The organism is Brevibacterium oceani (assembly GCF_017948325.1).
Classification (GTDB): domain Bacteria; phylum Actinomycetota; class Actinomycetes; order Actinomycetales; family Brevibacteriaceae; genus Brevibacterium; species Brevibacterium oceani.
This window is the reverse complement of the sequence record NZ_CP072846.1, coordinates 450,638-463,507: the sequence shown is the minus strand read 5'-3', so window position 1 is coordinate 463,507 and position 12,870 is coordinate 450,638. Positions and strand designations below refer to the sequence as shown.

The following is a 12,870-nucleotide window of genomic DNA, read 5'->3' as shown; positions in this document are numbered from 1 at the left end:
GGAGCCACAGCGGCGAAACATCACCGACATCTTTCACGGTCTACCATCGTTCCGTCGGCCACGGCAGCGAATCATTCCGAGATTTCGGACATTAAGTGTGACCTAGGACTCGTGTGAGCCTGCGCGTGGTGTCACACTGAACCAGATTCATCAGTCCGAAGGAGACAGCCATGGCGAACGCAACGAGTTCGGGGATCGAGAAACGGTCCATCGAAATGGTCCCCGACGCCGAGCGCCACGGAACGCCGCGCTCGCAGTTCACCCTCTGGTTCGGGGCCAACACGCAGATCACGGCGATCGTCGACGGCGCGCTGGCCGTCGTGTTCGGCGCCGACGCACTGTGGGCGATCATCGGCCTGCTCATCGGCAACATCCTCGGCGGCATTGTCATGGCCCTGCACTCAGCGCAGGGCCCGCAGCTCGGGCTGCCGCAGATGATCTCCTCGCGTGCCCAGTTCGGCATCATCGGGGCGATCATCCCGCTCGTCCTCGTCGTCCTCATGTACATCGGTTTCGCCTCGACGGGTGCGGTCCTTTCCGGCCAGGCCGTCAACCTCATCATCGGCGTCGACACCCCGGCCGTGGGCATCATCATCTTCGGCGCCCTCACCGCTCTGGTGGCCCTGCTGGGATATAAGTACATCCACGTCCTCGGACGGATCTCCTCGGTGACGGGCCTGCTCGGCTTCCTCTTCATCACCGTCTGCGTCGTCACCCAGGTCGACGTCCCCGGGCTGATCTCGCACTCATCGTTCGCCTTCCCCGCCTTCCTCTCAGCGATCGCACTGGCCGTCGGCTGGCAGCTCACCTACGGCCCCTATGTCGCCGACTACTCGCGCTACCTGCCGCGATCGACCCCGTCGTCGAAGACCTTCTGGTTCACCTTCGGCGGTTCGGTCATCGGCTCGCAGTGGTCGATGACGTTGGGGGCGCTCATCGGCGCGGCCGCCATGACCGAGTCCGGCAACGAGTTCGTCGAGAACCAGGTCGGCTATGTCGGGGACATCGTCGGCGGCGGGGTCTTCGCCCTGCTCATCTTCATCGTCATCCTGCTAGGCAAACTCACCGTGAACACGCTCAATGCCTACGGGGCGTTCATGTGCACGCTGACGATCCTCACCTCATTCGGCGACAAGGCCACCATCCGTCGCTGGACCCGTGCGGTCTTCGTCATCGGCATCGTCACACTCACCGTGCTCGTCGCGCTGCTCGCCTCGGCGGACTTCCTCGCGAACTTCAAGAACTTCGTGCTCGCCCTCCTCATGGTCTTCACCCCGTGGTCCGTCATCAACCTCACCGACTACTACCTGATCTCGAAGGACCGCTTCGACATCCCTGCCTTCTACGACCGGGCAGGCCGCTACGGCGCATGGAACTGGCGAGCGCTCGTCGCCTACGGCGTCGGCGTCATCATCCAGATCCCGTTCCTCGCGCAGTCGTTCTACACCGGCCCGCTGGTCGCGAAGCTCGGCGGGGCGGACATCTCGTGGCTCGTGGGCATCGTCGTCACCTTCGTCCTCTACTACGCACTCATCCGCAACCACGGTGTCGCCCCGAAGGAGACGATCTACCCCAGCCTCGAGGACCTCGAGCGGAAGTAGATTCCCACCCTCACCGAGGCGGCCCCGCCCTATCCGGGCAACTGACCTCGGCAAGGTGGCTTCGTTTAGTCAACGGCCGTCGGTCGGCAGCGTGCTTCGCTACCGACCGGCGGCCCTCGTCATGTTCCCTGCGGGTGGATCCGCCTCGAAACCTGCATGGAGATCGGGGTGGATCCACCCGCAGGAGACATCAACGGTTCCCGCGGCGCGCGGTATCGGTCATCGAAAGCTCGCTCCAGTCGAATCGCCTCACCTCGCTCACAACGAGCAGTCCGTCATCGTCGAACCACTCCTGCATGCGCGATTCATGCACCATTGTTGCGCACATCACGCACTTAATGTCAGACTTGCATGAGCCGTGCCAACCGGGCCGTCGCGCGCCGATCACCCGGAAGTGCCGGCACGATCACTGGACAGATCAACCTTCGTGCAAGGAAGCCGAGTATGACCGCGCAGAACATCGACCGGGACGACCTCACAGGCACCGATGCCAATGTCGACCCCTACCATCTCGACCCCAAGGACGTGCTCGAACCGCCCACGACCTTTGCGGGCAAGCTCAAGTACCTCGGCCCTGGTCTCGTCATCTCGGCGGCGGTCATCGGCTCCGGCGAGCTCATCACCACCACGGCACTGGGCGCCAAGGCCGGCTTCGTCCTCCTCTGGCTCGTCATCATCTCCACCGCGGTCAAGGTCTGGGTCCAGCTCGAGCTCGCTCAGTGGACCATCCTCTCCGGCAAGCCCGCGCTCGAAGGCTACGGCCGCGTCGGCCCCCGCCTCATCGGTCGCGCCGGCTGGATCAATCTGCTGTGGATCCTCATGGACTTCGCAAAGGTCCTCCAGCGCGGCGGAATCATCGGCGGTGCCGTCGCGGCGCTGAGCATCATGGTGCCCGTCTTCGGTGAGCCGCTCTCAACTCCATCCCTCGTCTTCTGGACGGTCGTATCCCTCGCGGTCGTCATCGCCCTACTCGTGACGAACAGGTACAGCATCGTCGAGAAGTTCTCCGTCGGCGCGGTCATCATCTTCACCGTCTCGACCGTCGGCCTCGCGATCTCACTGCCCTTCACCGACTTCGCCTACACCTCGGCGGACGTCATGAGCGGACTCACCTTCGCCATCCCCGCCGGCACGCTGGGCTTCGCGGTCGCGATGTTCGGGATCACCGGCGTCGGTGCCGACGAGATGACGACCTACACCTACTGGTGTCTGGAGAAGGGCTACGCCCGCTACACCGGCCCCAACGACGGCAGCGCCGAACGCGCCCGCCGCGCCCGCGGGTGGATCTCGGTGATGCGCACCGACGTGCTCGTCTCCTGGATCGTCTCGACCGTGTGCACGATGTCCTTCTACGTCATCGGCGCGGCCATCCTCCACCCGCAGAACCTCGTCCCCGAGGGCAACGACATGATCACCACACTGTCGTCGATGTACTCCTCGACGATGGGCGAGGCCGGTCACTGGATCTTCCTCATCGGCGCCTTCGCGGTACTCTTCTCGACCTTCATCGCCTCGACTGCGAGCGTGCCCCGACTGTGGACGAATACGGTGTCCATCCTCGGTGTCTTCGACTGGGAGAACACACTCACCCGTGGACGCATCATCCGTGTGCTCACCGTGGTCTTCCCGATCATCTGGGCGCTGAGCTACCTCATCATCCAATCCCCGGTCATCATGGTCCAGATCGGAGGTGTGGCCAGCGGCGTCTTCCTCGTCGCCGTCGTCATCGCCGTCTGGTACCTTCGCTCCCGAGAGGTGCCGGCCGAATTCAGGTCCAACCACTTCTTCACGGTGATGCTCGTCTTCGCTTCGCTGGCGATCGGACTGCTGGGAATCTACACCGTGTTCGAGACCTTCGGAATCGAGATCGGAGCCTGATGCGCCTCACAGTCCTCACCCCGTCCTTCGGCAAATACTCCTCCGAGCCCAGTGCGCGATCCGCGCAGCTCGGGCTCGAGCTCGACTACCGAACAGAGAACCATCCCAAGTCGGGACCCGAGCTCATCGAGGCGATCTCCGGCGCCGAGGCGGTCATCGTCGGACTCGATCGGATCGACGCCGAGGTGCTCGCCGCCTGTCCCGACCTCAAGGTCGTGGCCAAACACGGTGCCGGAGTCGACAACATCGACCTTGCCGCCGCGGCTGCGGCCGGCGTCACCGTCGTCAACACCCCGGGAGCCAATGCGGAGTCCGTCGCCGACCTCACCCTCGGGCTCCTCATCATGGGAGCTCGTCGGATCCGCGAAGCCGAGGACTCACTGCGAGATGGTAAGTGGGGCGTGTTCTTCGGTTCGCAGCTGAGCGGCAAGCGGCTCGGCATCCTCGGCTTCGGCCGTATCGGTCGGGAAGTCGCGAAGCGTGCCGCCGGGTTCGGATTGAGCATATCCGCGTACGACCCCTTCGTACCCAATGAGGCCATCAACGAGGCCGGTGCTCGACCGCAGAGCCTCGCCGAGGTGGTCGCCGCCTCCGATTTCCTCACCCTGCACCTCCCCGGAGGCGAGGAGCCCCTCATCACCTCCGAGCACATCGCGTCGATGCCGGCAGGTGCAGGGCTCATCAACGCCGCTCGCGGCGGTCTGGTCGACGAGACGGCTCTGGCCGAGGCACTGCACCGCGGTCACCTCTCCTTCGCCGCGCTCGACGCCTTCGCCACGGAGCCCCCGACTGCCGATGATCCGCTGCTGGGCGCACCCAACCTCATCGCCACCCCACACATCGGTGCATACTCCGATATCGCGAACGCGAACATGGGCACGTGGGCCGTCGAGGATGTCGTGCGCGTGCTGCAGGGCGTGGAGCCCCGGTTCCCCGTGGTCTGATACCCCGTAGAACAACATCGCCGAATACGACAAGGGCCTGCGCTGACCGGCGCAGGCCCTTCACGATCGAAACACCTCAGGGTCTCCGGCTCGGGTGGTCATTCTGGTCTCCGGATTCCAGGTGGAACCCCGACCATTTCTCCCACCTGAGCGACGACGGAGGTGGGGCAAATGGCCGATCAGACCGGATCAGGCGAGTCCGCGCTCCACATCGGCGGCGACAGTGGTCTCGACCTGGCCCTTCGCTTCGACGGAAAGGGCGTTGAACGGCGCACGAGCAGGCCCCAGGCCGAATCCGCGCGCGTTCGCTGCGTGCTTGACGACGGTGTTCGGGTTACCGAGGGCGAGGCAGTTGCGGATCGGGCGAATGCTGTCCTGCGCGGTGCGCGCAGCATCCATATCGCCGGAGAGGAACAGATCATAGATCGACGCCATCGTGCGCGGGTAGATGTTGGCGATGCCGCTGATTCCGCCCGCGCCGCCGGCCAGGAGAGTCCACAGGATGAGGGAGTCGTTGCCGGAGATGACGTCGAAGGTCTCTCGATCGGTGCGCTCGAGGTACTGCAGGATCGTGTCGAAGTTCCCGCTCGAGTCCTTGACAGCGGTGATGTTCTCGACCTCGGCGAGCTTCTCGAGCGTCGCCGGAGCCACCGCGTTCCCCGTGCGGGCGGGGATGTTGTAGACGATGACCGGAACGTCGACGGAGTTCGCGACAGCACGGAAGTGGTTCTCGATCTCGACCTGCGACGCAGCAGCGAAGTACGGGGTGATGATCGACAGGGCGTCGGCACCGGCCGCGGCAGCCTCGGCGGCGATCGCGATCGTCTCCTTCGTCGTCGCCGCACCGGCACCGATGACGACGGGGACACGGCCGGACACTTCGTCGATGACGATGCGGGCAGCCTCGGCGCGCTCGGTCGGAGTCTGGGCGTAGAACTCACCGTTCGTTCCGAGCGCGAAGATCCCGTGCACGCCGGCCTCGAGCTGACGCCGGACGTGGGCGCGCAGAGCGGACTCGACGAGGTTCTCGTCCTCGTCGAACGGGGTGGCGATCGCAGCGAGGATTCCTGATATGGATGACATGATTTCCCTTCGAACGGTTGGTGCAGCCGAGCCTGTGCAGGGTTGCGAGATCGGTGGAGACGGATGTTGAGCCGGTGGCTCTGTCGAGCCCGCTCAGGTCCTGACTCAGCGGTTGTAGAGCGGTTGCGATCCCCGCACCGAGGCAGTCGCCTCGTCCACGGCGGCGAGCACATCGGCCGGAAGCGGTCCCTTCGCAATGGCCGCGATGTTCGCTTCGAGCTGCGCCGCACGGCTGGCCCCGAGCAGCAGGGCGGAGATGCCCGGCGCCTCGGCGACCCAGCGCAAGGCGAGTTCGGCCTGCGGGATACCGGCGTCGTCGGCAACTGCGGCGAAGGCCTCGACGGCAGCGATGACGGAGTCGGAGAGATAGCGCTGAGAGTACATCTCGGCGAGCACTGAGCCAGAGAACCGGTCCCCGGTTCCATCCGTCGAGGGTCGGCGGGCCAGCAGTCCTCCGGCCAGCGGGTTGTAGGCCATCGTCGCGATGCTGTGCGTCTGGCCGCACTCGAGCCATTCGTCTTCGATCCGGCGGGCCAGGACGCTGTAGACGTTCTGCGCCACGGCGGGTCGCGGGGCGCCCGCGCGCTCGGCGGCGGCGATGACGTCGACGGCCTGCCAGGCAGCGAAGTTCGAGATGCCCAGAGCGGTGATCTTGCCTTCTGCGCGCAGGGCGGCGAGGGTCTCGAGCGTCTCGTCGAGCGAGGCCGCACGGTCGGGCTGATGGAGGTAGAAGAGGTCGATCGATTCGACGTCGAGACGTCGCAGGGACCCTTCGACGCTCGCGCGCAGGCCTGTCGCGGACAGCGGCGAATGCTCGCCGGCGTCGGCGTGAGGCATCCCCGCCTTCGTCGCCAGCACGATCCGATCGCGGTACTTCTTCACCAGTGGCGAGATGAGTCCCTCGGTCGTCGACTTCGCGTAGCCGTTGGCAGTGTCGATGCCGGTGATCCCCGCTGCGATGGCGCTCTCGAAGACCTCGTGCGCTGTCGTTTCGGACACCGTGTCACCGAACGTCATCGTACCGAGGACCAGTCGGGACAGTGGGACGGAGACTCCGTCGAGCGTGATGGTCGAGTCTGTGGTCAAGAGAGTCTCCTCGTTGAGTGGGGCAGATCGTCGATACCGTTCATCCTCCCACCTATGCGTGAATCGTGCAAGAACTTGCGCATTGCGCGCACGCATGTCAATGTAGAGATGTTCAGCCGGACCGGACGCAAAGGAGTGCCATGTCAGCAGGCGAATCCGGTGTCCTGGTCATCGCCGACGATCTCAGCGGAGCCGCCGAGGTCGCCGCGACCTTCGAGGCCGGCACCCCGATCGTGCTCACCCCGTCGAACGCACCGTCCTCTCCCAGCTCGGAGGGCGATATCACCGAGGTGGCCGACACCGCTGCCCGCGACCTCGTCATCGATCTCGACTGCCGGTACCTCCCGGTCGAGGCGGGGTACGAGCGCACCATCGCCGCCCTCCGTGATTTCGGCACGGCACGCACCACGCTCATCAAAGTCGATTCGCTGCTGCGCGGCAACATCCGCGCCGCCCTCTCTGCGGCACTCGGCTACGCGCACGGGCCCGTGATCTTCGCTCCGGCGCTTCCGCAGCAGAACCGCACAGTCGTCGACGGTGCGCCCTTCGACGACGGAGTTCGCCTCAGCCGCACCCGCGCATGGAGCCTCGAGAGCGACCGTGCCCCGGAGTCGCTCGAGGATCTCTGCCCTGTCCCGGCCCGGCATCTGAGCCTCAAGGACGTCCGGGCGCTTCGCCACAGCGGGCCGAACTGCAACGATCGCACCACCGCCATCCTCGACGGAGAGCGCCTCATCACCGCTGATGCCGAGACCATGGACGATCTGGCGCGCATCGTCTCCGTCGCCGAGGCGGCCTCGGCCGTCCTCGTCGGCACCTCTGCCCTGGCACGTGCCCTGGCCGAGCACCGCGGTGACAGCTCCGCCGAAACGAGCATCGCAACCTCCTCCGCCGAAACGAGCAGAGACAAGGCAGAACGACGGCCCGAGCCGTCAGTCCTCGCGCACACGGCTGGTCGCGTCCTCACTCTCCTCGGCACCGCCGCCGAACGGATCGATGCCCAGGTCACTCATCTGCTCGACCATTCGAACACCCGTGTGCTCGAACTTCCCGCTGCCGAAGTGGCGACGTGGCCCGATCGCCCCGAACGGCTGCGTGAAAGCGCCGGACGCGTGCGCACGGCGCTGGCTCAGAGCCACCTCGTCGTCCGACTCACGGACACGGGGACGAACGTCGATCCTCGACCCCTGCCGGGGCTTCTCGCCGAACTCACCACCCAAGCCCTCAGCGGATTCGGCCCCGTCGCCCTCGCCGCCGCAGGAGGGGAGACGGCACGTGCCGTCCTCGACCGCCTCGGCGTGCATCGGATCGAGACGATCCGCGAGATCCACCCCGGGGCGGTGCTGTCCACCGTCGCAGCCACCTCGGCGAGATCTTCGGCAGACATCGATCGATCCATCGATGCCGGCCCCGCTCCCGCTGCAGAGTCCGGCCGCGAACCCGATGTCGAGCTCACTGCCGTCGTCACCCGCCCCGGCGGCCAAGGCGGACCCGATTCCCTCACCCTCATCCACACGGCTCTGACCACCGGTGAGCCCACGACCACCGCGGCCAGCGTCGCGAACCACGAAGGAGAGTCAATGAACGCGCTTCCCACAGTCGCAGTGACCATGGGCGACGGGGCCGGCGTCGGCCCCGAGATCTGCATCGCCGCCTGCCTCGACCCCTCGGTGCTCGCCGTCGCCGCGCCCGTCGTCATCGGCGATGCCGCACGGCTCGGGCAGGCCGCGCAGGTGCTCAGCGCCGCAGTCGAGATCCGCCGCGTCAACTCCCCCGACGAGGCCGACCACGTTCCCGGAGTCATCAACGTCATCGACCTGGCCTTTCTGCCGGGCGACCTGCCCTGGGGCGAGCTGTCCCCGGTGGCCGGCGATGCTGCGTTCCGCTACATCGAACGCGCCGCGCAGCTGGCGATGTCCGGTGAGGTGCAGGCGATCTGCACGGCACCGCTGAATAAGGAAGCACTGCATTCCGCCGGGCACAAGTACCCCGGGCACACCGAGATGCTCGCGTCGCTCACCGGGACCGAGGAGGTCTCGATGATGCTCTCCTCCCCCAAGCTGCGCGTCATCCACGTGACCACGCACATCGGCCTCATCGATGCCGTGGCGAAGATCGAGCCCGGACTCGTCGAACGCACCGTCCGCCGCGGCCACGAGGCCCTCGTCCGGGCCGGACTCGAACGTCCGCACATCGGGGTCTGCGCGATCAACCCGCACGCGGGTGAGAACGGGCTCTTCGGCTACGGCGAAGAAGAGGAGAAGATCGCCCCGGCGATCACGAAGCTCCAGGCCGACGGCATCGACGCAATCGGACCGCTGTCGGCCGACACCGCGTTCTTCCTCGCCGGCCGCGGCGACTACGACCTCATCGTCGCGATGTACCACGACCAGGGGCATGGGCCGATCAAGGTCCTCGGCATCGACGCCGGAGTCAACATCACCGTCGGCCTGCCGGTCATCCGCACCTCGGTCGATCACGGCACCGCCTTCGACATCGCCGGCACCGGCAAGGTCGACACCGAATCCATGAGCGAGGCGATGCGCCAGGCGGCCGCTCTCGCCGTCGTCTGAGTTCCGACCGCCTCTCGGCGCCGAGACGGCGGTCCGCGCCGTGGGGCCGGAGCGCGATCGAGGCGGCGGTCGTCCCGCACCGCAGACATGTTGCTGCGTAGTCTGCGCGGTCCGCGCGGAGATCCGCGATACAGTGGCGATCAACGGCAACTGATCAGGAGAGAGATGAACGCAGGCGAACGTCGCGAGGAGATCCTTCAGCTGGCCCGCACCCAGGGCGAGATGAGTGTCGAGACCCTGTCGGACATGCTCGGAGTCACAGCCTCGACGATCCGCAGAGATCTGGCGAAGCTCACCGATTCCGGCGAGCTGGCCCGGACCTACGGCGGTGTCATCGCCGTACCCACCGAATCCGAGACAACGCTGGCCGAACGGTCACACGAAGCCCCCGAGGTCAAGCGCGCGATCGGTTCGTGGTGCGCCAAGCAGGTGCCCGCCGGTTCGCATGTGCTCCTCGACGCCGGCACGACCACGGCGCAGATCGCGCGCGGACTGCGCGACACTTCCCCGCTGTCCGTCGTGTCCTCCGGTCTGACCTCCCTGCAGCAGATGGCCGATCTCGACGACGTCGAGTTCACGCTGCTCGGCGGTCGCTATCGGCCCGTCAGCCAGGGTTTCATCGGCCCCATCACCGAAGCGGGGCTGGAGAAATTCACCTTCGACTTCGCATTCCTCGGCGCCGATGCCGTCACCGCCGAGGACGGGGTGTGTGAGGCACTGCCCGAGCAGGTGCGCCTCAAGGAGCTGATGAGCCGCCGGGCCGCCCATGTCTTCGTCGTCGCCCATGCCGAGAAGCTCGGTCAGCGCCCTTTCCACGCCTGGGCCGACCTCGGCAACGGCTGGACGCTCGTCACCGACGACTCCGCAGAGCCCGCACAGATCACACCGTTCGAAGACCGCGGCATCACCGTCGTCCGAGTCGATCAGATGGGCAACGCCCGGCAGAGCTGAGAGCACAAGACCGCGCAGAGGCCCCGGGACTCCGACGAGCCCCGGGGCTTCTGCAGTTTCGCCAGGCCACCCAGGTCGAGCTCGGATTCCGCGCCTCAGCCCCAGAGCTTGCAGTCGGTATGGACCTGATCCTCGACTCCCGAGATCCACTCCTCGTCGAAGACGACGTGCCGGATCGCCCGTCGCGAGCTGTAGGCGTAGACGACGTGGATGAGCCCGTCGGCATCGACGATCCCGTGCGGGTACTCCTGCCGGCGGTTGCTGCGCAGATTGCCGACTCCGGCGAAGCCGTCGCCGGGATCGATGACCCGCCGCACCGGCCAGGTGCGTCCCTCATCGTTCGACACGGCGATGATGATCCGCATCCGCTCATACGGCCAGACCACCTCGCCGGGCTCGGTGGCGACCTGGTGTTCGTTCGACACGAGCGCGAGCATGCCCGAGGGCAGCAGGAAGGCGCTGAGACCGGCGTTGTTGTTGGGAACCTCGGTGGCTTCGGGCACCGACCAGGTCTCTCCCCCGTCCTCGGAGCGACTGAGATAGGCCCAGTCGGCGAAACGCGAGCGGAACAGGCACACCAGCCGACCGGGGGCCACCTCGACGATGTTCGGATGGACCCGGCCGGCGGCGTCGGGGAAGTCCACCTGCCGCCAGGTGGCTCCCTGGTCCGATGAGATCTGCACGACCGGTTGGTCTGAGCCGTTCTTCGAATCGTCGTCGAAGCACAGCCACTGAGTGTGCACCCACGTCCCATCTGCGAGGATCTGGATGGGCTGACGACAGAACGTTCCCTCCCGGCCGAACAGCGTCTCCGGTTCGCTCCAGGAGGTTCCTCCGTCGGAAGAGCGGCTCATCTTGACCACGGAGGTGTGTTGGAGGTTGAACGTCTCGGGCACCCCCGACTGCCGCGAGAGCTGCGAGGTGTAGACGAGCCGGATCGTTCCATCCGGAGCGGCGAAGAGTCCCGGGTTCTGGTCGGAGCGGATCTCATCGTGGGTGACGCTCGCCGAGGCGGCCCACCCTCCCGTATCCGGATCGAAGCGGGAGACGAGGATGTCGATGTCCTGATTGCCTTCATCGCTGCCGGCGAACCAGGCGGCAAGCAGTCCCCCGTCCCGCAGCGCCAGGATCGACGGGGCATGGTTCGACCGACGGTCGGTCGGTATGACCGCGGCCGCGCAGCCTTCGTCGTCGAAGAAGCGGAGTCGCCCGTCCGCCGGCGGTGCCGGCACGCGTTCGAGGGAGGGCTGGGACAGCAGACTCATGGGTGTTTCTCCTCCATGTCTCGGCAACGATCATCAGGGTACGCAGGGTGAGCCGCCTCGGCGGGGGATTCCGCGGGCTGACGGTCCGAACTCATCATCCGAACGCGGTCTGGAACATCGCGGGGATCTGCAGGGCGATCTGGACGCCGACGACGATGGCGATGATGCCGAGGAGCAGCAGCAGTCCGGTCTGCCATTTCCGGTTCACCGCATATGAGTGCATGTGCTTCTTCCGCGAGGTCAGCAGCAGAATGCACACAACGATGATCGGCAGGCTGAGTACGGTCGAGATCGCAGTGCCCACGATGTTGAGCGAGATGAGGTCCGGGGCGCCGGGGATCGTCGAGGCAAGGGGCAGGATGATGAAGACGATCGCCTGAATCCAACGGAAGGCAGGGTTCTCCTCGTCACGGCCGAGGAATCTCCGCATCGACGGCACGGTGTGATTGATGCCGTTGATGGCCAGCTGTGCGAAGCCGCGGGACTGCGGCGGGAAGCTCGTCATCGCTGCGAAGAAGATGCACATCCACAGCAGGTACGGACCGATCGGGCCGACCGCGACCGAGAGCATATGGGAAAGATCGAACTCGTCGCCGATGGAGAAGCCGGGATGGGCGGCGCTGAACTCGGCCGCGACGATCCAGAACAAGAGGTTGATGATGAGCAGCGGGGCCATGCCGACGATGAGGTCGAACTGCTGGATCTTCCGATATTTCGGTCCGATCCAGCCCTTGTCGCGCATGAAGCCGGAATACAGCAGATTGGGCATGTTGCCGGCGATCGTGCCGATCGTGGCCGAGGCGATGACGATCGGGGCGAACGCCGAGGTGTTCTGCTCCTTCGGGATCTCGAATGCCATTCCCTGGACGAAACCGGCGATGTCGAAGGTCCCGATCTTGATGAGCGCGTAGATGAAGGCGACGATCATCGCGACCGAGGCGAAACGGGCGAAGTACTCGAGGACGACGAACTGCTTACGCAGCATCACCAGCGACAATGTGAGTGCGACGATGATGATCGCGCAGATGAATCGGCCCCAGGCGCCGCCCCACTCACCGCCGGTGAGCTCGTGGAGCCCCACGGCTGCGGCGAGGAGGAAGGTGGCCTGGGTGATGAAGCCGGCGATGAGGACGACTGCGCCCATGATTCCCGGCAGCACCGGCGAGAGGCGGGCGAACCCGTCGAGGATCTGGGTGTCGCCGTGCTTGTTCATCAGCGTGTACTTCGCGATGGACGAGATGATGAACGTGCGGGCGACGAGCGAGAGGATGAGCGTCCACAGCAGCGCGTATCCGTAGGAGGCTCCGGAGACGGAGGAGCTGACGAGGTCGCCCGTGCCCAGGAAGGACATCGCGAGCACAAGGCCCGGTCCGACCGAGGTGACGAGGCCGAGTCCGCGCGGCAGCGGATTCTGCGCGGGCGTCGAAGAGACAGAGCTGCTTTTCACGCTATGGACATCGGCGGCCATGGCTGCACTCCCATGTGTAGA

9 protein-coding genes are annotated in these 12,870 nt (G+C 66.0%); 5 read left to right on the top strand and 4 right to left on the bottom strand.

The genetic code is table 11. The features are described from left to right. Positions 1 to 170: 170 nt before the first annotated feature. The 3 genes from J9314_RS02080 to J9314_RS02070 all read left to right on the top strand — a co-directional run bounded on the left by J9314_RS02080 (position 171) and on the right by J9314_RS02070 (position 4,423). Positions 171 to 1,601: a purine-cytosine permease family protein gene (locus tag J9314_RS02080; RefSeq protein WP_210604261.1), complete on the top strand. Its 1,431-nt coding sequence runs from the start codon at positions 171 to 173 to the stop codon at positions 1,599 to 1,601. A 444-nt stretch (positions 1,602 to 2,045) separates the two neighbouring features. After that, a complete protein-coding gene (locus tag J9314_RS02075; protein WP_210604260.1) occupies positions 2,046 to 3,479 on the top strand; it encodes an Nramp family divalent metal transporter in 1,434 nt (477 codons plus the stop codon). Next, entirely contained in the window at positions 3,479 to 4,423 is a 945-nt protein-coding gene (locus tag J9314_RS02070) for a phosphoglycerate dehydrogenase (RefSeq protein WP_210604259.1), read from the top strand. The genes J9314_RS02075 and J9314_RS02070 overlap by 1 nt, the downstream gene beginning before the upstream one ends. Before the next feature lie 189 nt (positions 4,424 to 4,612). On the opposite strand, the gene J9314_RS02065 is transcribed toward J9314_RS02070, so the two are convergent. Continuing rightward, the gene (locus tag J9314_RS02065) at positions 4,613 to 5,506 is read right to left on the bottom strand and encodes a dihydrodipicolinate synthase family protein (RefSeq protein WP_210604258.1); all 894 of its coding nucleotides are present in this window, start codon (positions 5,504 to 5,506) and stop codon (positions 4,613 to 4,615) included. 105 nt (positions 5,507 to 5,611) lie between these two features. Continuing rightward, the gene (locus J9314_RS02060; protein ID WP_246490562.1) at positions 5,612 to 6,592 is read right to left on the bottom strand and encodes an aldo/keto reductase; all 981 of its coding nucleotides are present in this window, start codon (positions 6,590 to 6,592) and stop codon (positions 5,612 to 5,614) included. 140 nt (positions 6,593 to 6,732) lie between these two features. Here J9314_RS02060 and pdxA point away from each other — a divergent pair, with 140 nt between their 5' ends. Together pdxA and J9314_RS02050 are read left to right on the top strand one after the other, a co-directional pair. Then, positions 6,733 to 9,165, top strand: a complete 2,433-nt coding sequence (gene pdxA, locus J9314_RS02055; protein ID WP_210604256.1) for a 4-hydroxythreonine-4-phosphate dehydrogenase PdxA — start codon at positions 6,733 to 6,735, stop codon at positions 9,163 to 9,165. Between the two features lie 165 nt (positions 9,166 to 9,330). Continuing rightward, complete coding sequence (locus J9314_RS02050; protein WP_210604255.1) at positions 9,331 to 10,116, top strand: DeoR/GlpR family DNA-binding transcription regulator; 786 nt, start codon at positions 9,331 to 9,333, stop codon at positions 10,114 to 10,116. A 95-nt stretch (positions 10,117 to 10,211) separates the two neighbouring features. Here the strand turns inward: J9314_RS02050 and J9314_RS02045 are convergent, their stop codons facing one another. Continuing rightward, entirely contained in the window at positions 10,212 to 11,381 is a 1,170-nt protein-coding gene (locus J9314_RS02045) for a sialidase family protein (RefSeq protein WP_210604254.1), read from the bottom strand. A gap of 94 nt (positions 11,382 to 11,475) precedes the next feature. Further along, positions 11,476 to 12,828 carry an Nramp family divalent metal transporter gene (locus J9314_RS02040; protein ID WP_210604253.1) on the bottom strand — a complete coding sequence of 451 codons (1,353 nt, stop codon included), beginning with the start codon at positions 12,826 to 12,828 and terminating at the stop codon, positions 11,476 to 11,478. Positions 12,829 to 12,870: the final 42 nt, after the last annotated feature.